At 70.3% G+C, this 18,735-nt stretch carries 18 protein-coding genes; 5 read left to right on the forward strand and 13 right to left on the reverse strand.

From position 1 onward, the window contains the following. Window positions 1-129: 129 nt before the first annotated feature. Window positions 130-1,248, forward strand: a complete 1,119-nt coding sequence (locus tag ASG12_RS17850) for a CaiB/BaiF CoA transferase family protein (RefSeq protein WP_055792600.1) — start codon at window positions 130-132, stop codon at window positions 1,246-1,248. A gap of 18 nt (window positions 1,249-1,266) precedes the next feature. On the opposite strand, the gene ASG12_RS17855 is transcribed toward ASG12_RS17850, so the two are convergent. Genes ASG12_RS17855 through mftA form a run of 5 tightly spaced genes read right to left on the reverse strand, consistent with a single transcriptional unit; the run spans window position 1,267 to window position 4,933 of the window. Further along, the gene (locus tag ASG12_RS17855; protein ID WP_055792603.1) at window positions 1,267-2,079 is read right to left on the reverse strand and encodes a mycofactocin-coupled SDR family oxidoreductase; all 813 of its coding nucleotides are present in this window, start codon (window positions 2,077-2,079) and stop codon (window positions 1,267-1,269) included. Window positions 2,080-2,110: 31 nt separating this feature from the next. Continuing rightward, the gene (gene mftD / locus ASG12_RS17860) at window positions 2,111-3,331 is read right to left on the reverse strand and encodes a pre-mycofactocin synthase MftD (protein ID WP_045823729.1); all 1,221 of its coding nucleotides are present in this window, start codon (window positions 3,329-3,331) and stop codon (window positions 2,111-2,113) included. 30 nt (window positions 3,332-3,361) lie between these two features. Beyond that, window positions 3,362-4,567: a mycofactocin radical SAM maturase gene (gene mftC / locus ASG12_RS17865; RefSeq protein ID WP_055792606.1), complete on the reverse strand. Its 1,206-nt coding sequence runs from the start codon at window positions 4,565-4,567 to the stop codon at window positions 3,362-3,364. Further along, the gene (mftB, locus tag ASG12_RS17870) at window positions 4,564-4,872 is read right to left on the reverse strand and encodes a mycofactocin biosynthesis chaperone MftB (RefSeq protein ID WP_055792608.1); all 309 of its coding nucleotides are present in this window, start codon (window positions 4,870-4,872) and stop codon (window positions 4,564-4,566) included. The genes mftC and mftB overlap by 4 nt, the downstream gene beginning before the upstream one ends. Before the next feature lies 1 nt (window position 4,873). Continuing rightward, the gene (gene mftA, locus ASG12_RS22365) at window positions 4,874-4,933 is read right to left on the reverse strand and encodes a mycofactocin precursor MftA (RefSeq protein ID WP_443089113.1); all 60 of its coding nucleotides are present in this window, start codon (window positions 4,931-4,933) and stop codon (window positions 4,874-4,876) included. A gap of 176 nt (window positions 4,934-5,109) precedes the next feature. Between mftA and mftR the strand changes: the two genes are divergently transcribed. Together mftR and ASG12_RS17880 are read left to right on the forward strand one after the other, a co-directional pair. Next, a complete protein-coding gene (mftR, locus tag ASG12_RS17875; RefSeq protein ID WP_082502216.1) occupies window positions 5,110-5,697 on the forward strand; it encodes a mycofactocin system transcriptional regulator in 588 nt (195 codons plus the stop codon). A gap of 128 nt (window positions 5,698-5,825) precedes the next feature. After that, entirely contained in the window at window positions 5,826-6,878 is a 1,053-nt protein-coding gene (locus ASG12_RS17880) for a ferredoxin--NADP reductase (protein WP_055792613.1), read from the forward strand. 96 nt (window positions 6,879-6,974) lie between these two features. On the opposite strand, the gene ASG12_RS17885 is transcribed toward ASG12_RS17880, so the two are convergent. The 7 genes from ASG12_RS17885 to ASG12_RS17915 all read right to left on the reverse strand — a co-directional run bounded on the left by ASG12_RS17885 (window position 6,975) and on the right by ASG12_RS17915 (window position 12,258). Then, window positions 6,975-7,637: a hypothetical protein gene (locus tag ASG12_RS17885; protein WP_055792616.1), complete on the reverse strand. Its 663-nt coding sequence runs from the start codon at window positions 7,635-7,637 to the stop codon at window positions 6,975-6,977. Between the two features lie 73 nt (window positions 7,638-7,710). Then, entirely contained in the window at window positions 7,711-8,406 is a 696-nt protein-coding gene (locus ASG12_RS17890) for a DNA alkylation repair protein (RefSeq protein WP_055793813.1), read from the reverse strand. A gap of 43 nt (window positions 8,407-8,449) precedes the next feature. Next, window positions 8,450-9,643: an NAD(P)/FAD-dependent oxidoreductase gene (locus ASG12_RS17895; RefSeq protein ID WP_055792617.1), complete on the reverse strand. Its 1,194-nt coding sequence runs from the start codon at window positions 9,641-9,643 to the stop codon at window positions 8,450-8,452. Between the two features lie 50 nt (window positions 9,644-9,693). Then, window positions 9,694-10,419, reverse strand: a complete 726-nt coding sequence (locus tag ASG12_RS17900; protein ID WP_055792620.1) for a hypothetical protein — start codon at window positions 10,417-10,419, stop codon at window positions 9,694-9,696. Beyond that, a complete protein-coding gene (locus tag ASG12_RS17905; RefSeq protein ID WP_055792624.1) occupies window positions 10,416-11,021 on the reverse strand; it encodes a hypothetical protein in 606 nt (201 codons plus the stop codon). The genes ASG12_RS17900 and ASG12_RS17905 overlap by 4 nt, the downstream gene beginning before the upstream one ends. Continuing rightward, on the reverse strand, window positions 11,018-11,665 hold the full coding sequence (locus ASG12_RS21815) for a hypothetical protein (RefSeq protein ID WP_055792626.1): 648 nt from the start codon (window positions 11,663-11,665) through the stop codon (window positions 11,018-11,020). The genes ASG12_RS17905 and ASG12_RS21815 overlap by 4 nt, the downstream gene beginning before the upstream one ends. Continuing rightward, complete coding sequence (locus tag ASG12_RS17915) at window positions 11,662-12,258, reverse strand: hypothetical protein (RefSeq protein ID WP_156378170.1); 597 nt, start codon at window positions 12,256-12,258, stop codon at window positions 11,662-11,664. The genes ASG12_RS21815 and ASG12_RS17915 overlap by 4 nt, the downstream gene beginning before the upstream one ends. A 195-nt stretch (window positions 12,259-12,453) precedes the next feature. Between ASG12_RS17915 and ASG12_RS17920 the strand changes: the two genes are divergently transcribed. After that, entirely contained in the window at window positions 12,454-13,869 is a 1,416-nt protein-coding gene (locus ASG12_RS17920; RefSeq protein WP_055793814.1) for an amino acid permease, read from the forward strand. Then, window positions 13,866-14,747, forward strand: a complete 882-nt coding sequence (locus ASG12_RS17925; RefSeq protein WP_055792632.1) for a universal stress protein — start codon at window positions 13,866-13,868, stop codon at window positions 14,745-14,747. Before ASG12_RS17920 ends, ASG12_RS17925 begins: the two co-directional genes overlap by 4 nt. Before the next feature lie 16 nt (window positions 14,748-14,763). Here ASG12_RS17925 and ASG12_RS17930 read toward each other — a convergent pair whose 3' ends face one another. Beyond that, a complete protein-coding gene (locus ASG12_RS17930) occupies window positions 14,764-18,645 on the reverse strand; it encodes an nSTAND1 domain-containing NTPase (RefSeq protein ID WP_055792635.1) in 3,882 nt (1,293 codons plus the stop codon). Window positions 18,646-18,735: the final 90 nt, after the last annotated feature.

The raw sequence follows: 18,735 nt of genomic DNA on the forward strand, positions 1-18,735 counted from the left end.
CGCGGACCGGCGCGCCGCACCGGGCGGCAAACCACCCGGTGACAGCGATCACCACGGTCGCATGCGATGCTGGAAGCGACGGAGCGAGCGCTCGGTCAATCCATCGGCAACCGACGACGAGGTACTTCGATGAGTTCGAGTGAGCAGCCGCGCGAGGAGCGACGCCAGGGCCCGCTGACGGGCATCCGGGTCGTGGAGTTCGCCGGCATCGGGCCCGGTCCGCACGCAGCGATGATGCTGGCCGATCTCGGGGCCGACGTGGTGCGTGTCCAACGGGCCGGGACACTGCCCGCGGCGGGGCGCAACGCCGATCAGCTCCTGCGCGGGCGGTCGGCGGTCGTGGAGGCCGATCTCAAATCGGCCGAGGACAAGGCCGAGGTGATCCGGCTCGTGGAGCGTGCCGACGTCCTCCTCGAAGGGTTCCGACCCGGGGTGATGGAGCGGCTCGGCCTCGGGCCCGACGACCTGCTCGCGGCGAACCCTCGACTGGTCTACGGGCGCATGACCGGCTGGGGCCAGGACGGCCCGATGGCCGACCGCGCCGGGCACGACATCAACTACATCTCGATGACCGGCATGCTGCACGCGATCGGCCGGGCCGGTGAGCGGCCGGTGCCGCCGCTCAACCTCGTCGGCGACTTCGGCGGCGGGTCGATGTTCCTCGTGCAGGGCGTGCTGGCCGCGCTCGTCGAGCGGGCGGTCTCGGGCACCGGACAGGTCGTCGACGCGGCCATGGTCGACGGCGCTTCGGTTCTGGGACAGATGATGTGGGCGTTCCGCGGCACCGGCCTGTGGCGCGACGAGCGCGGCGTGAACATGCTCGACACCGGCGCGCCCTGGTACGAGGTCTATGAGACCTCCGACGGGAAGTACATGGCCGTGGGCGCGATCGAACCCCAGTTCTACGCGCAGTTGATCACCGGTCTCGGTCTCGAGGGGGCCGACATCCCCGACCAGAACGACATCGCCCGCTGGGACGAGCTGCGCGCGGTGTTCACCGAGACGTTCGCCTCGCGCACCCGCGACGAGTGGGCCGCGGTCTTCGCCGGCACCGATGCCTGCACCACCCCGGTACTGACCTTCGCCGAGGCCCCGACCGACCCGCACATGGCCGCACGCGCGAACCTGCAGGAGTGGGACGGCGTGACGCAAGCCGCTCCGGCACCGCGCTTCTCGCGTACCGGGACCGGCGCGCCGGTGCCCCCCGCGCGGGCCGCGACCGATCTCGCGAGCGTCTGGACCGCCTGACCCGACCGGGTCGGGGGTCTAGACCTTCACACTCCCCTGGTCCATCGAGAAGGTGGATGCGGTGATGGTGCGCGCGTCGTCGCTGCACAGGTACATCACCAGCGAGGTCACCTCGTCGCGGGTGGAGAAGAACGGCTCGTTGAGGATCGGCGCGAAATGCGGTTGGTACTTCTCGATGGTGAAGGCGTGCTGGGCGGAGGTGTCCTCGAACGCCATCGGGGTGTCGACCGCGTAGGGGTGGATGGTGTTGACGCGGATCTTGTACTCCCCCACCTCTTTCGCCACCGTCTGCGCCATACCCGTGATCGCGAACTTCGAGGCGGTGTACGAGGCCTGCAGCGGCATGGCCTTCAGGCCCGCCGACGAGCTGACCACCACTATCGATCCACCGTTGCCCGCGGCGATCATCGTCGGCAGGGTCGCCCGGAGCGTCTTCCAGGTGCCGCCGACATTGACGTCGATGACATCGGAGAACTGCGCCTCGGTGAGCTCCCACGATTGGCCCCAGGTGAGGACGCCGGCGTTCGCGATGACGAGATCGATGGCCCCGAACTGCTCCACACCGTCGGCCACCAGCTGCTCCTGGAACGCGAGATCGCGTGTGTCGCCCTGGCGCGCAAGGATCTTGCCGCCCACCCCCTCGACCGCGGCGATGGTCTCGGCGAGGTCGGCTGCGGTCGCGTGCGGGTAGGTCGTGTGATCGGCCACCGGCCCGGCGATGTCGAGACCGACAACGGCGGCACCCTGCTCGGCGAAGCGGATCGCGTGGTTTCGACCCTGCCCACGGGCGATACCGGTGATGTAGACGACCTTGCCGTCGAAACGTCCCATCGCGTCAGACTACCCCAAACTGAAACGTGTTCTAGTTTCTTTCCGCGGAGACGTCGGCGGTCTCCCGGTCGGTGGTGTCGCCGAAACGACGCTCGAATCCCTCGGGGATGATGATGTCGCCGCGGGTGAGCTCGTGGATGCTCTTGCGACCCAGTCCCATCAGGGCGGAATCGATGCCGCCGCGCAGGATGTCGAGGACGTTCTCGACGCCGGTCTGACCGTTGGCGGCCAGACCCCACAGATAGGCCCGGCCGATCATCACCGCGTCGGCACCCAGGGCGAGGGCCTTGACGACGTCGCTGCCGCGACGGATGCCGCCGTCGAGCAGGACCTGCATGTCGCCGCCCACCGCGTCGGCGATGGGCCCCAGCATGCGGATGGTGGCCGGCGTGCCGTCGAGGTTGTTGCCACCGTGATTCGACACCGACAACGCCGTGGCACCGATGTCGCGGGCCCGTTTCGCGTCGTCGAGACGGGTGATGCCCTTGACCATGAACGGCCCACCCCACTGCTCACGCAGCCACGCGAGGTCCTCCCACGACGGTGGCGCGGTCGCCATCCACTGTCCGTAGGCACCGAAGAAGGTGGGGCCGGTCTGCCCCTTGTCGACGACGTTGGGGGCGGTGAGATCGGGGATGATGGGCTTGCCCCTGTTGAACCAGTCCCACGCGTAGCGCGGACGCATCGCGATCTCGGGCGCCAACTTCAGCAGCGCCTTGAGGTCGACCTTCTCGGGGATCTCCGGCGAACCCCAGTCGCGTCCCATCGAGAACGACCAGTCTGTCGTCACGATCAGCCCCTTCGCGCCGGCCGCGCGAGCGCGTTCGGCGCGTTTGAGGATGTCCTCCCGCGAGTTCAGCCAGTAGGCCTGGAAGAAGATCTTGTCGTTGACCGCGGTCACGTCCTCGATGGGCTTGCTGGCGAAGCTCGACAGCCCCATCGCGGTACCGCGGGCCGCCGCGGCACGGGCGACGGCCACCTCGCCCTCCTTGTCGACGGCCTGCACTCCCGTCGGCGAGATGAGGACCGGCATCGAGATCTCCTGGCCCATGATCGACGTCGCCTGCTCACGCTCGGCGTGCGCGCCGACGACGTGCGGGGCGAAACCGATCTCGCCGAACGCCTCGACGTTGTCGTGCAGCGTGATGCCCTTCTCGCTACCGGCCACCAGCGATGAGTACACCGACTTCGGTAGCCGCTTCTTCGCGCGACGCTGCGCCTCGAGGACGGTCTCGAACCAGGGATTGACCATGTGGATCAACTACTTTCGTGTACGGCGGAGTCAGACGGGCGCGAAACCGGCGAGCGGATTCTCGTCGCAGTCGCGCGACGGCGGCCGGGTCATGAGGGTGAGTGGCACCCCACGGGAGTGGTCCTTGTTCGCCGTCGGGGCCGTGCGGTCGCCGGCCAGCAACTGCTCGCCGAAGCCCTGCACGCACTCGGGGTCCGGACCGGCGAGCGGCAGGCCGGTGAAGAACTTCGCCGCCATGCACCCACCGCGGCAGGCATCGAAGTGCGCACACTTGGTGCACGCGCCCGCGTTCTGCGGTTCCCGGAGCTCGAGGAACAGATCCGACTGCTGCCAGATGGTCTGGAAACCGCCGTCGGACAGGATGTTCCCGGCCAGGAAGTTCTCGTGGATCGCGAACGGGCAGGCGTACACATCCCCGATCGGGTCGATCAGACACACCACCCGGCCCGCGCCGCAGAGATTCAGACCGGGAAGTCCACCCTGCCCGGGCTCGGCGAACGCCGCGAGGTGGAAGAACGAGTCGCCGGTCAGGACACCGTCACCGCGGGCGACGAGCCAGTCGTAGAGCTCACGCTGCTGCGACGGCAACGGGTGCAGGTCGTCCCACACATCGGCGCCCCGACCCGACGGACGCAGGCGCGTGATCCGCAGCGTTGCACCGAACCGGTCGGCCAGATCCTTGAACTCGTCGAGCTGTGAGACGTTGTGGCGGGTCACCACGACGCTGATCTTCGCATCCTTGAATCCGGCCTCGGCGAGGTTCTCCAGTGCGCGGATCGCCATGTCGAACGACCCCGGCCCTCGTACAGCGTCATTGACCTCGGCGGTCGCACCGTCGAGCGAGATCTGCACATCGACATAGTCCGACGCCGCGAGCCGCGCGGCGACGGCCTTGTCGATCTTCAGACCGTTGGTGGAGAACTTCACCCCCACCTGGTGCGACGTCGCGTAGTCGACGAGCTCCCAGAAATCCGAACGGACCGTCGGCTCACCGCCGCCGATGTTCACGTAGAACACCTGCATCCGCTGCAACTCGTCGATGATCGCCTTGCACTGCGCGGTGTCGAGCTCGCGGGGATCACGCTTTCCCGACGACGACAGACAGTGCACACACGACAGGTTGCAGGCGTAGGTCAGTTCCCACGTCAGGCAGATCGGGGCGTCGAGGCCCTTCTCGAACTGATCGACGAGACGACCCACCGGAGCCGGTGCGGGACGGTCGAGCATGGCGGTCATACGGACTCCCGGGGACGGTCGGCGGGCACGATCGTCGCGGACGCCGCGAGCGAGGTGAGCGCCTGGAGATAGAGGGGGCGATCGGCGTCGGCGATCGGCGCCGCGGCGAGCGCCGACTCGGCACTCGGGTGGTCGGCGAGCGACCGCACGAGGTCGACGACGACCAGGTTCTTCAGGAACGACAGCTTGCGCGTCCCGAAGTGGTACAGCAACGCCCCGAACGGCTCCGGTCGCAGCGCCACACTGGGATTCAGCATCCAGGGGGCACTCAGATCGAACCGGTCGGTCGTGACGGCGGCCGTCATGTCAGTAGACGCCGCACATGCCGTCGATCGAGACCTCTTCGACGAGACTCTCGGTCACCAGTTCAGCGTCGTCGGTGACGGGCGCGGTGACGTCGGCGGTCGGGACGGTGGTGTTCTCGCTCATGATGTCCTCTCGATGGTGACGTGGGTCACGTCGGACTATAATGGCACCGAGTGCAGAAAAGCTAGACCCGAGCGATCACTCGCACGGATTCGGACGCGGCGAAAGGTGTGGGCGTGGTGTCACCGCAGCTCGGACGTCGTCCGAGTACGACGCGCGCGGTGATCAGCGAGGTCGCGATCGATCTGTTCACCCGACACGGATTCGACGAGACGAGCGTCGACGACGTCGCCGAGGCCGCGGGGATCGCCCGCCGCACCCTCTTCCGCTACTACCCGTCGAAGAACGCGATCCCCTGGGGAGACTTCGACGTCCACCTCGAGGCGATGCGCTCCCACCTCGACGCGCTCGGGGACGACCTGCCCGTCGCGGTCGCCCTGCAGACGGCGCTGGTCGAGTTCAACCGTGTCGACGCCGACCACCTGGACAGCCACCGGCGTCGCATGCGGTTGCTCCTGGAGGTCCCGGCGCTGCAGGCACATTCGATGCTGATGTACACCGGCTGGCGCGACGTGATCGCCGATTTCGTGGCCCGACGCACCGGGGTGTCGCGCGACGAGCACCTCCCACAGACCGCCGGGTGGCTGATGCTCGGGGTGGCGCTCGCCGCCTACGAGCAGTGGCTGACCGATCCCGCGGCCGACCTCGCAGCCCTCCTCACCGATGGCAGCCGTATTCTCGATCGGGGTCTTCGGGCGCTGTAGTCGACGGTGCTCCCGCGGCTGCCGGCGCTCCGGCCGACCGGGTCCGCGCACCACCGGTGGCGGATGGCACCGCACGGTGGGTACCCTCAAAACTAGAACGTGTTCTCATTTTGCGAGAGAGGTGGCCGATGACGGCGATCACGCCCCACAGCACCAGGAGCGTCGTCCTCACGATCGCCGAGGTGATCGAGGAGACCGCCGACGCCCGGTCGCTCGTCTTCGACGTGCCCGCCGAACACACCGACCGCTTCGGCTACAAGCCCGGCCAGTTCCTCACACTGCGGATCCCCAGCGACCGGACCGGATCGGTCGCCCGGTGCTACTCGCTGGCGTCGTCGCCGTCGACCGACGCCAAGCCGAAGGTGACCGTCAAACGCACCGCGGACGGATACGGGTCGAACTGGTTGTGCGACAACGCCTCACCCGGCGACGAGGTGGAGGTGCTCCCACCGTCGGGCGTGTTCACCCCCGCCGACCTCGACGCACCCCTCCTGCTGCTGGCCGCGGGCAGCGGCATCACACCGATCATGTCGATCCTCAAGGCCGCGCTCGCGACCGGCTCGGGATCGGTGGTGCTGTTCTACGCCAACCGCAGCCAGGACGACGTCATCTTCGCCGACGAGATCCGGACCCTGCACGCAGCGCACCCGGAGCGCCTCTCGGTCATCCACTGGCTCGAGACCGTCCAGGGGCTGCCCGGAGTCGCCGCGCTGACCGCGCTGCTGCGGCCCTACGCCGCCCACCACGCGTACATGTGCGGACCCGGACCGTTCATGGACGCCGTGCACACCGCGCTCGCCGACGCCGGGTTCGGCCACAAGCAGGTGCACGCCGAGGTGTTCACCTCGCTGTCCGGAGACCCGTTCGACGACCCCGACGTCGCGGTCGTCAGTGCCGAGGAGACCGCCGACGCCGCGTCGGTGTCGGTGGCCCTCGACGGCACCGTCCACGAACTCTCGTGGCCCCGCAGCCAGACACTCGTCGACATCATGATGGCCGCCGGACTCGACGTCCCGTACTCGTGCCGTGAGGGCGAATGTGGTTCCTGCGCATGCACCGTCGTCGACGGCACCGTCGAGATGGCGAACGTCGGTGCCCTCGATCAGGAGGACATCGACGACGGCTACATCCTGGGCTGCCAGGCCCGCCCCACCTCCGACCACCTCACGATCGAATTCTGAGCCGGCCCGCCGGCGTGAATTCTGAGCCGGCCCGCCGGCGTGAATTCTGAGCCGGCCCGCCGGCGCGAATTCTGAGCCGGCCCGCCGGCGCGAATTTCAGCGGGTAGTGAGCCAGGTCAGCACGGACTGCGCGGCCTTCGGGTCGCCGTACTGCGTGCCGATCGCGCCGGCCACGGTCGCACCGATCGCGGCTCCGGCCGCGGCTGCGGGGATGATCAGGAGGCAGGCGCCGAGAATCGAGCAACCGACGACGAGTCCCACCGCGGCGCCCACGACCGTCCCGACACCCGCACCGGCGGCCGCCGACACGGTGCCCGCACGGTTCAGTCCGTTCGCGACGTGGAACAGCATCGCGTAGTAGGCGCGATCCTTGCGCGCCGAGACCGGGTGGGCACCACGCTTGATCGCGGCACTCACCGCCGGTGTCAGTTCCGGAGCGATCGTGGCGGAGCGACCGTCCGCGGCGACCGTCGTCCGCATCGGGACATCGACACCGTCGAGAGGCATCGCCGCGGGGACACGGTCGATCGCACGACCACGGTCGTCGACGACGACGAGGCCGTCGGCGGTTCGCGTGAACGCGGCGCCGGACAGAGTGGACGTCATCGCGCCGTCCTGGCCGACCGTCACCGTGTAGCTCGGAACCGGAGCGGCGTTCGCCACCGCCGTCGTGGCCCCGGACACCGTCACGACCGCGGTGACCACCAGCGCGGCGATCGACCCCGCCCGCCCGGTCGCATGCACGAGTCCACCCCGCATGATCCCCCCTCAGACTTGCCGTCGGTTCGGATGCTAGCCGACGCGACGACCGTCGGAGGGCACGCGGCGCGAACTACCGCTTCGCCCGCAGCGCGGCGCGGTGATCGGCGTCGAGGTGCTCGGTCGCGTACGACAGGGCCGTGCGACCCATCTCGGCGGCGTGGGTCTCGAGAAAACGCACCAGTTCGTCTCGATCGCACCGCTTCCCGGCCTCCCGCAGCATCCAGCCGAACGCCTTCTGGATGAGGTCGCGGCGATCGGCGACGACCAGCGGCGCGATCTCGTACAGCGCCGAGGGGTCACCGCGCCGGATGAACGCGAACGTGGCGACGATGCCGACGCGTCGACACCACAGGTCGTCGTCGGAGGCGAACCGCGTCAGCAGGTCCCGCGGACGATCGAGGAGCCACATGCCGAGGATCGGATCGGCGGAACTGTCCACGAGATCCCAGTTGTTCACCCGGCCGCGTGTGACGGCGTCGAGATAGAGCTCGACCCAGTCCCGCCGCGCGGCCTCGGTGTCGCTGCGCTCGAAGCCGTCGCGCAGCAGGAACAGGCCCATCAGTCGGTGTTCGTGCATCGGACTGTCGAGCAGGTCGACGACCCCGCGCGCATCGAGGCCCCGGAACGACGCCACCAGGGAGCGCAACCGTGGCACCGGTACCCCGACGAATCGATCCCCCTCGCCGTACTGTCCGGGACCGGACTTGAAGAACCGCGACGACCCGGCGGCCCGCTCGGGGTCGGCGAGGGCATCGACCGCGGCCATCACCGATGGCGCGTCCACCCGATCGGCGACCACCGCTGCGGTCCTAGGAGATGAGGTCGGCGATCGGGGTGTCGGCGGCGACGGTGGCGCGCATCTTCATGACCGCGCCCGCCCGGCCCGCACCCACGACGCCGGTGAGCACGCCGTCGCGGCTGAAGTAGGCGAGGAACTTGTCACCGTCGGAGTCGACCATGTGCACGTCGTCGTCGGCGGAGGGGGTACCGAGGCACTGGATCTTGATGTCGAACTGGTCGGTCCAGAAGTAGTGCACCACCGGTGTCGTCGAGGCCCGCTCGCCCCCGACGAGGGTGTCGGCGAGCACCTTCGCCTGCTCCACCACGTGATTCCAGTGCTCGACCCGGTGGCCGAACACGCCCGACTCGTCGGACCAGATGGCGACGTCGCCGAGCGCGTAGATCCCGTCGACCGACGTCGCCCCCCGTGCGTCGCAGGCGATCCCACCACCGTGCGCGCGATCGGCGAGATCGAGACCGATCGACTCCGCGAGTCCCGTCATCGGGGTGGACCCGATGCCCAAGACCACGATGTCGGTCTCGATCCGGGTGCCGTCGTCGAGCGCGACCGCGGTCACGCGACCGGACTCGGCGACGATCTCGTCGACACCCACCCCGGTGCGCACGGTGACGCCGCGGTCGGTGTGCAGCTTCTCCACCCGCTTGCCGATCACCGGTCCCAGCGCCGCGTTCAGCGCGGTCTCGGCGGGTTCGACGATGGTCACCGACGCACCCGCGGTCGACAGGCTCGCGGCGACCTCGCACCCGATGAAGCCGGCCCCGACGACCACCACGCGCGCGCCGTCGGTCGCCGCGGCGCGCAGGGCGACGGCGTCGTCGTAGGTGCGCAGCACGTGCACGCCCGTCAGATCCGCGGTCCCCGGCAGCATGCGCGGGTCGAGACCTGTTGCCAACACCAGGGAGTCGTAGTCGACGGTGACGCCGTCACCCACCGACACCGTGCGGGCCTCGGGATCCACGTCGGTCACCTCGACGCCCAGGGTGAGGGTGACGTGGTTGTCGGCGTACCACTGCTCGGGCTTGAGTTCCACGAGGTCACGGTCACCGCGCAACACGGCCTTCGAGAGCGGCGGACGGTCGTACGGGATGTGCTCCTCGCGACCGATCAGCGTGATGGCGTCGGAGAATCCCGCCTGCCGAAGGTTTTCCGCGAGACGGGCACCCGCGAGTCCCGCACCGACAACGACCACTCCACCGCTCATGCGCGTCTCCTCGAATCGAGGGCGTGCGCACCACTCACCCGTCTATCGGGTCATCCCTCGACACCGACGGGGTACAGATCGGCCATGCGCCACCCGTCTCCGACTCTACGCATCACGACCCACCGCGCGATCGGCACCGTGGCGCGAGACGGGGCGGCCGTGGGGATGTCGATCGTCTGGGTGGCGAACACCAGCAACCGCACGGTCTCGCCACCGGTGGTGGTCGGGGCGACACCGACCCCGGTCACCGCGATCGACGACGCGGCGCCGGTCTCGACGGCCGAGGCCAGCGCGACGTTCGGTCCCTGACTGCGGTAGTCGGCGAGCAACCGGCCCGTCAGCAGCGGCGTGATCCGTGCGGCGCGGCGGGTGGCGGGGTCGGCGGCGAAATCGGCCGGGGTGAAGTCGAACAGCGCGGTCATCGTCGACCGTGTCGTGTCGAGCAGGGTCGGATCGGGTCCGGTGTCGTCGCGGGTGGGGCGCAGCGATGCGCCCGCGAGGGTGGTCACCAGCGCCGCCAGCGCGACGGCCGTGACCACCGCATCGCGTCGGTGGACGGGGCCCTGATCTGAGGGGTCCTGATCGGAGGCGCGCCACCGGACGACACCGGTCCACAGGTGCGCGACCACCCCGAGCGCGACGGCGACCGCGGGCGGCCACACCCAGGTCGGCGCGCCGAGGACGACCAGCGCGGAGACGATGCCCGCGACCGCGGACAGGCAGATCACGCCGCGGGCGGCGCGGGTCGGGGCCGACACCGGTGTCGCGGCGGTCATCGCAGCTGCGCCCGGTCGATGGTCCACCCGCGCGCGCCGTGGATCATGCGGACGTCGAGCACGAGTCGTCCGTCGGTCGCCGATCCACCGAGCAGCGCGGGGTTGGTGGCCTCGGCGACGACGAGCAGGTCGACCGAAGAGCGGGCCGCATCGCCGACGACGCCGGCCGCGACGACCTGTCCGGTTCCCGGTAGCCGTTGTGCCGCAACCGCCGCGGTGATCTCGGCGGCCGCACCGTCGATCCGGCGGAGGAAATCCCCGCTGCTCACCCGGCGGACCGATGCCAGGTACCGCTCGGGGTCGCGGGGGTCGGCGGTGAGCACGGTGGTCACCGCCGCACGCGTCGCGGCGACGACGGACTCGGCTCGGCCGCGTCGGTCGTCAGCCCGGACCGAGACGACGGTGAGGACGACCCCGGCGACGGCCACGGTGACCATCACGACGATGGCGATCACCGCCGCGACACGGGGAATGCGCGGAGTGCCACCACCGCCGCTGGAGTGCCCCGCCTCCGTGTCGGCGGTTGTCGCCGCCACCGCGGCCTCGGCTCGTCCCACGCGTTCGCGCGCGGCGGTGACGCGGGCCGATTCGGATGCGCTCACCGCAGCACCTCCAGCGTCGCGACCCGCCAGCGATCGTCCACGCGGCGAAGGTGGGCGGCGAGAACCCTTCCCACCGTGGCCGTGTCGGCACCCTGTCGCTCGGTGACGTTCACCGCGACCACCACATCCGCGCCCTCACCGGACACGGCGGCGACACCGGCCTCGACGGGCACGCACCCGGCGGTGACGTCGGCACCGGACGACTGCGGCCCGTCGAGGGCGCCCGCGCCCGACCGCAGCCGGTCGGCCAGATCGGCGGTCGCGGCATCGATGGCCGTGGCGCGGGCGGCGGCGGTTCCGCGGTCGACGACCCGGCACACCAGCGGCCCGGCGTCGCGCGCAGCGGTGGCGGCCGCGTGGTCGACCGACCGACGATCGACCAGGTGCGTCGCGCTCACCGCGACGACCGCGCCGAGGGTCATCGCGAGCACGAGAGTCGTTGCCGCGAGCAGGTTCCGGCGCCGGCGGGACACCGGCCCCACCCCGCCGACGACGACTGCGACGAGGAGCAGGACCACCACGACGGTCACCACCGACGACACCCACCACAGGGCCCACCCGACCAACGCCCCGAGCCACACCGCCGCCGCACCCGCCCCGATCACCGCGCCGGGCAGCGACAGCCGGGATCCGACGGCGGTCACGGGAGGAACTCCACGCGCGACAGCTTCAGCTCACCCGAATCGGGTTCGATGCGCACCATGAGTCGGAAGCGGTTCGGCGCCGCCGCTGCCGTGTCCGCCTCTCCCGGCGTGGATTCGCCTGTCCCCGAACGGGTGAGGACGACGGCGGTGACCAGGACCTCGGCGGTGTCGCCGTCACGACCGGCCACGGCGACACCGTCGACACTGCCGGTCGCGACGGTGCCCAGGCGGGTCACCAGGGTGCGGTAGGCACCGGTCGACTGGGCGAACTCGTCGCGGAACGATCCGGTCGAGGAGTCCAGGATCTGCCGCGCGCGGTCGGGGTCACGGGCGTCGGGCAGCAGCAGCGCCGACACGGTGGTCTGCGCGGCGGCCGTGAAGTCGGTGTCGCGGTACACGGTCTGTGTTCCCCGCACCATCAGGACGACGACCGTGGCGACGACGAGCGCGACCACGACGACACCCGCGGCGAGAAACCATCGGGGGGTGCGGGCGTGCGGATCGCCGGTGCCGAGGAGTCGGTCGAGGTCTCGACGTGCCGCCGACAACTCGCGTCGTGCCTCTCGGCGGGCAGAACGAGCCGAGCGCGCCACGATCACCTCCACGCCCACCTGCGGTACCGACCCCGCGCCAAGAGTAGCGGCGCGGTCTGCATCCACTGTCGCATCCACACCGCGCGGACGTCCCCGTGATGCTTTGATGGTCTCTCGACCGTCGTCGAGCGTCCCGTCGGAGGAGTCGCAGTGGCCACACGATCACCCCACCCCGCGCCCCTCACGCGCGCGACGCTGCTGCGCCGCAAACCGATCCCCACCGGATGGAAGGCCGAGGCCGACACCGGTCTCAAACGCAACATCACCACCGTGCAACTCGCGAGCTTCGGCATCGGCTCCACCATCGGCACCGGCATCTTCTTCGTGATGGCCGAGGCCGTCCCCGAGGCCGGTCCCTCGGTCATCATCTCGCTCGTGTTCGCGGGCATCGCCGCCGGACTCGCCGCGCTCTGCTACGCCGAGATGGCGTCGTCGGTGCCGGTGTCGGGGTCGACGTACTCCTACGCCTACGCGACCCTCGGCGAGTTCGCCGGCATGGCCGTCGCCGGGTGCCTGCTCCTCGAGTACGGGGTGTCGACGGCGGCGGTGTCGGTCGGCTGGAGCGGCTATCTGAACGAACTCCTCGGCGACCTCCACATACCGCAGATCCCGCACGCCCTGACCGCGGCGCCCTTCGACGACGATCCCGGCGCGATCAACCTCCCGGCGATGATCCTCGTCGGGATGTGTGCGATCCTGCTGATCCGCGGGGCCAGCGAATCGGCCCGCGCCAACGCGATCATGGTGTTCATCAAGATCGGTGTCCTCGCGATGTTCGCGGTCATCGCCTTCACCGCGTTCAACGACGACAACCTGACGCCGTTCTTCGCCGACGGGGCGCACGGGGTGACGCTCGCGGCGGGCACCATCTTCTTCTCCTTCATCGGCCTCGACACCATCTCGACCGCCGGCGAGGAGGTGAAGGATCCGCAGAGGACGATGCCGCGTGCACTGATCGCGGCGCTGATCACCGTCGTGCTGGTCTACGTGCTGGTGTCACTGGCCGCCGTCGCGGCCCAGCCGTCGAGCGAGTTCGCCGCCCAGCAGGACGCGGGCCTCGCCCAGATCCTGAACAACGTCACCGGGGCGACATGGCCGTCGCTGGTCCTCTCCGCGGGTGCGGTCATCTCGATCTTCTCGGTGACCCTCGTGACGCTGTACGGCCAGACCCGCATCCTGTTCGCGATGGGTCGCGACGGCATGCTTCCGGCCTTCTTCACCCGCGTGAACCCTCGGACCCTGACCCCGGTGAACAACACCATCGTCGTCGCGGTCGTCGTGGCGATCCTCGCCGGCTTCATCCCGCTGGACTACCTCGCCGACATGGTGTCGATCGGTACCCTCGTCGCCTTCATCGTGGTGAGCCTCGGCGTGATCATCCTGCGCCGTCGCGAACCGGATCTCGAACGACCGTTCCGGGTGCCGCTCTACCCATTCACCCCGATCCTCGCCATCGCCGCGTGCGGTTACATCCTCTACGGATTGCACTGGTACACCTTCGTGTTCTTCGGACTCTGGGTGTCGGCGGTGCTCGTGTTCTACCTGGTGTGGGGACGCCACCACTCCGCGCTCAACACCGGCGATCCCGATCCCCTGCGGGCCGCGCCGTGACGGTCGTCGTCGGGTACCGGCCCGGGGTCGGCGGCGAGGCCGGCCTCGCACTGGCGACCGAGCTGTGCCGGTCACTGCGGCGCGACCTCGCCGTCGTCATCGCGCTCCCCCGCCCCTGGTCGGTGCCGTCGATGGCCAAGGTCGACGCCGAGTTCGCCGCGTACGCGCAACGTCTGGGCGACGACGCCGAATCGTCGGCACGCGCCGCCCTCGAACGGCACCCGGTCCCGACGGCGGTGACGGTGTACCGCGTCGCCGACCGGTCGGTGAGCGCGGCGCTGGCGACCGCCACCCGCCGACTCGGCGCGACGATGCTCGTCATGGGCACCCGACGCCAGACCGGCGGCCACATCACGCTCGGCTCGACGACGGGGCGGATGGTGCACTCCAGCGAGATCCCGCTCGCCCTCGCCCCGCCCGGACACGAGGTGGCTCCCGATCGGCCGGGTATCGCCGGGATCACGTGCGCCTACTCGGCGACGTCGGAGGGCGACTCGGCCGTCGCGCGCGCCGCGGAGATGGCGGCCGACGCCGGGGTTCGCCTGCGGGTGGCCAGCTTCGGCGTCGCACCGACCGACATGTATCCGCCCGAGGTCGGTCTCGGTGCCGAGCGGGGCGTGCTCGCCGCATGGCGAGAACAGGCGGGTGTCGCTCTGGCGCGGCTGGTCTCGTCGGGCGTCGTCGACGCCGACACCGACACCGTCGTCGCCACCGGCACCGACTATGCGGCCGCCCTCGCCGCCGTCGACTGGCCCGCCGGAGAGGTGCTCGCGCTGGGCACCACCCCGCGTAGCGGCGTCAAGCGGGTCTTCCTCGGATCGACCGCGACCCGGATCCTCGGCGGTGCAACGGTTCCCACGATCGTGCTGCCCGGCTGACGTGCGGCAGTGCCCGTCAGCGACAGGTCGGTCGGTAGGTGTCGACCGGGAGGAACCGTGACCACTCGGCCTCGGTGATCGGCGCTGTGCCCGACGCGCAGACCTGCTCCACGATGGCGTCGGGGTCCATACCCCAGGCCTGGATGATCCCGCGTGCGCCGGTGGCGAGGACCGTGCGGTCGTCGGGACCGAACATCACGTCGTAGATCCGTCCCGGGTAGGCCTGCAGCTGCGCCCGCACCTGCGCGTGCCCCGGTCGGCGCACATCCCAGATCCACACCTTCCCGTCGGCGCCACCGGCGGCGACCAGCGTCCCGTCGCGGGAGAAGGCGCCACCGTAGATGGTGCTGCTGGGCCCGGTCATGGTGTCGGTGACCACCGGCTTCCGGGGGTCGGCGAGGTCGAGGACCTTCACCTCCTTCGTCGAGGAGGTGACCACCAGACGACGCTGGTCGGGACTGAACCGTGCGGCGAGTGCGTAGGAGGCGAACAGTCGGGTGCTCGACAGGATGCTCGGCCTCGCCGGGTCGGTGAGGTCGACGAGGACCGCATCGCCGCTCGTGGTGGACACCACCGCGCGGCGACCGTCGGGGGCGAAGGCCGTCCACGCGACCGCCGACCCGACGTCGACCGCGGAGACACGACGTGGGCGGGCGCGATCGGCGACGTCGATGACGACCAGCGAATTCGACGCCAGCGTCCCGACGAGCGCCAGGCGCGACCGGTCGCTGACATCGACGGTCTCGGTGAGACCGCCGAGCGCGGGCGCGGTCGCACCGACGATGCGCGGACGAGCGGGATCGGAGTAGTCACCGAGATAGAACTGTCCGTCCCCGGAACCGATGGCGGCCGTGGCGCCGTCGGCGGTGTACGACAGCGACGTGAACTTCTGGCCGGGCGGCGCGGCGAGGAGCGGCCCCCGGCGGGTGATGGTCACGCCGGGACCGACCGTCCACTGGCTGACCGAGCCGTCGACGGCGGCGTTGGTGGTGACGAAGTGCGACCCGTCGGCGTCGAAGGCGAACTGGAATGTCGAGTCGACGCCCGCCTGCACAGACGGGTGACCGGGCGGCCACACCTTCACCGTCCCGTCCTCCGACGCCGCGACCACCGTGTTACCCACGAACACCGCGGAGTCGACCACGGCCCCGCTGCGCAGCACCCGGGGGTCCTCACCACCGGTGAGGTCGAAGACGCGGGTGGTGTTGTCCGAGCTGGCGCCGAGCACGTATCGGCCGTCGGCGCTGAAATCGACCCCGTTGACGTAACTCTCGAACGACGTCAGATCCCGGGTCAGGCCGGGGCGGGTGGGATCGGCGAGAGAGTAGATCTTGACGTCACGGCTGTTGACCCCGACCGCGAGGTCGCCCGAGGGCGAGAACGCGAGGTCGGTGGCGGTGACGTTGATCGCCCCCGGCAGGACCACCGAGGCAACACTTCTCACGCTCGGGGTGTCGAGGGAGTAGATGTCGAACCGGTTCTTGCCGCTGGCGGCGGCGAGGAGACGACCGTCGGGCGAGAACGCGACCGTGGTCCCGTCCCCGACGACGCTGTCGGGCAGCGTCACCGGGTCCCAGCGCGTCCGCGAGACCATCGCGGCCGGCGTCGAGCTCGCCGGGATGGCCGCCGAGAGCCGGAACAGGAGCACCCCCGCACCGTCGACGGCGACCGCGAGGAGGTTTCCCCGGCGGTTGACCGCGATGTCGCGGATGACACCGCTGACCGACGGGGCGTCGGTGGTGAGCCGCGGAGCGGTCGGGTTCGACAGGTCCCACAGCGACAGGGTGTCGCTGCCCCCGACGAACAGCTGGCGGGAATCGGCGCCGAAGGCGACGCCGTAGAGCGGCTTGTCCTTCTGCGCACCGCCGAACATCGCGATCTGCCGGTCGATCCCCCGGGAGCCGGTGCGGTAGAGCCGGATGCGGTCGTCGGAGCCGACGACCGCGACCAGTGATCCGTCGGGAGAGGCCGCGACCTTGGCGGGCCCCTCGGCGGTGAGCAGTCGGGTCGGGATGGGCGCTGCGGTGTTGTCGATCAGTGCCGATCGCGCCTCGACCGTCGGCGATATCCGATAGGCGACCATGGCCAGCTGCATCGACAACGCTGGGTCGATGAGGCGCTGCTGGTCGGACTGCACCGCGAGGCGCGTCGACAATGCGTCCTGCCGCAGCGTCTCGGCGGTCTCCTTCTGGTCGACGGCGTCGGTGCGGGCGACGACCGCCAGCACCGCGGCCAGCAGCGCGACGACGGCGAACACCGTCGCGGCCCCGGCGACGGTGCGGAGCTGTCGGATCCGGCGACGGTCGACCGACTGCAGGCGGGCGCTACGGGCGTTGGCGAGATCGAGGAAGCGTTGTTCGTCGGCACTGATTCGCGCACCGTTCTCGGGTGACTGTGCGAACTCGTTGAACAGGTCCAGACGACCGCCGTACGGGAGCAGCTCGGGGGCCTCGTCGGTGTCGGACCACACCGCCAGCTGTGCCTGCAGACGCCGGTGCTCGAGCAGGTTGTCGCGATCCTCCGAGATCCACTGGCGCAGGCGCGGCCACGCCGACAGCAGCGCCTCGTGGGTGACCTCGGCGTAGGTGTCGCCCACGGTGACCAGTCGGGCGGCGGCGAACCGGTCGAGAACAGCGGCCGCGCGTCGTTCTCGGACGTCTCGGCGCGTCTCGGGCAATTCGACGTTCGGCGGGAACCCCAGCTCGGAGAGAGGCGCCCGCCTCCGTGACGCGGAGTCCTCGTCGACGTGGGCCATGGCGAGCAGCTGACGTCGTGCGACGCCCTTCTCGGCGTAGTCGAGTTCGGCGTACACCCGCTCTGCGGTCTGCTCCACGGCGCCGCTGATCCGACCGGTGGCGAGGTAGTCGCCAACGGTCAGGGTGCGTTTGTCCGACCGCGTCCAGGTCGACAGCAGCGCGTGCGACAGCAGCGGCAGTGACCCCGCGCCGATCCCCGCGGCCCCGGGACGCACATCGCTCAGCAGGAGATCCACGAGGTCGTCGGCGACCTGGAGTCCGGCCACACGCGCAGGCTCGAGGATGACCTCGCGAACCTGGCTCTCGGCGAGGGCGGGCACCAGGATGTGGGCGTTCTGCAGCGGGCGGGTGAACCGGGGCAGGGAGGCCAGGACGCCGTAGAAATCGGCGCGCATCGTGGCGACCACCACGAGTACCTCGCACTGCGTGCTGAGCTCGACCAGACCCGCCTCGAAGCGGTCGCGGCGGGCGACGTCGTCGGAGAGCGTCCACACCTCTTCGGCCTGGTCGAGGGCGAGCAGCACCGGACCGTCGCCCGGCGGCAGCTGCGCGATCGCGGCGTCGAGGGACCCGACGGGGTCGGTGCCGGGGGTCATCAGGATGCTCCGCCAGCCGGCGAAACCGCTCTCGGTCTCCATCTGGGCGAGCAGCCCCGCCCGCAGCACCGACGACTTGCCCGCCCCCGACGGCCCGATCAGCGTGACGATCGGCATGCGGTCGGCGCCCGGCATGGTCGCCGTCGGGTGGTCGGCCTGCTCGAGGACGGTGCCGATCACGAGATCGGTGATGTCCTCGCGCCCGAAGAACCAGTCGTGGTCCTCCACGCCGAAGGCGGCGAACCCCAGATACGGGGTGCGGGGTGAGGCTGCCCGTCGTCCGCCCGGTCGGCGGGCGCGTTCGGCGGCGGCGATCCACGGCGCCTGGTCCTCGGCCCCCTCGACACCGCAGGCCTCCAGCACCTTGCGCAGGACGGGCTCACTCGACGCGGTGGGGGCGTGCTGGCCCGAGAACCAGCCGCCCACCGTGGGGGTCAGCGCCCCCGCCCGCGCGGCAGTCTCACGGATCGAGAGACCGGCCGCCGAGCGGATCTCGGTGAGGGCGCGGGCGAGGTCCTCGCGTGTACGGACATCGTCTGGTCTCACGACCCACCCTCCCCTGACGTGCAGCGTTCCCGCAGGAAACGTATGGACCTTCGTATGGACTTGGCGTGAAGCAAGCGTCCAGCTGGCGCC

Origin of the sequence: Williamsia sp. Leaf354 (assembly GCF_001424365.1) — a bacterium.
Lineage (GTDB): Bacteria > Actinomycetota > Actinomycetes > Mycobacteriales > Mycobacteriaceae > Williamsia_A.

Coding starts and splice junctions, on each gene's coding strand:
- ASG12_RS17885 (WP_055792616.1), bottom strand. CDS start 7,637: ATGCGGGGTGGACTCGTGCATGCGACCGGGCGGGCGGGGTCGATCGCC.
- ASG12_RS17895 (WP_055792617.1), bottom strand. CDS start 9,643: ATGAGCGGTGGAGTGGTCGTTGTCGGTGCGGGACTCGCGGGTGCCCGT.
- ASG12_RS17855 (WP_055792603.1), bottom strand. CDS start 2,079: ATGGGACGTTTCGACGGCAAGGTCGTCTACATCACCGGTATCGCCCGT.
- mftC (WP_055792606.1), bottom strand. CDS start 4,567: ATGACCGCCATGCTCGACCGTCCCGCACCGGCTCCGGTGGGTCGTCTC.
- mftB (WP_055792608.1), bottom strand. CDS start 4,872: ATGACGGCCGCCGTCACGACCGACCGGTTCGATCTGAGTGCCCCCTGG.
- mftD (WP_045823729.1), bottom strand. CDS start 3,331: ATGGTCAATCCCTGGTTCGAGACCGTCCTCGAGGCGCAGCGTCGCGCG.
- ASG12_RS17850 (WP_055792600.1), top strand. CDS start 130: ATGAGTTCGAGTGAGCAGCCGCGCGAGGAGCGACGCCAGGGCCCGCTG.
- ASG12_RS17900 (WP_055792620.1), bottom strand. CDS start 10,419: ATGACCGCCGCGACACCGGTGTCGGCCCCGACCCGCGCCGCCCGCGGC.
- ASG12_RS17880 (WP_055792613.1), top strand. CDS start 5,826: ATGACGGCGATCACGCCCCACAGCACCAGGAGCGTCGTCCTCACGATC.
- ASG12_RS17890 (WP_055793813.1), bottom strand. CDS start 8,406: ATGGCCGCGGTCGATGCCCTCGCCGACCCCGAGCGGGCCGCCGGGTCG.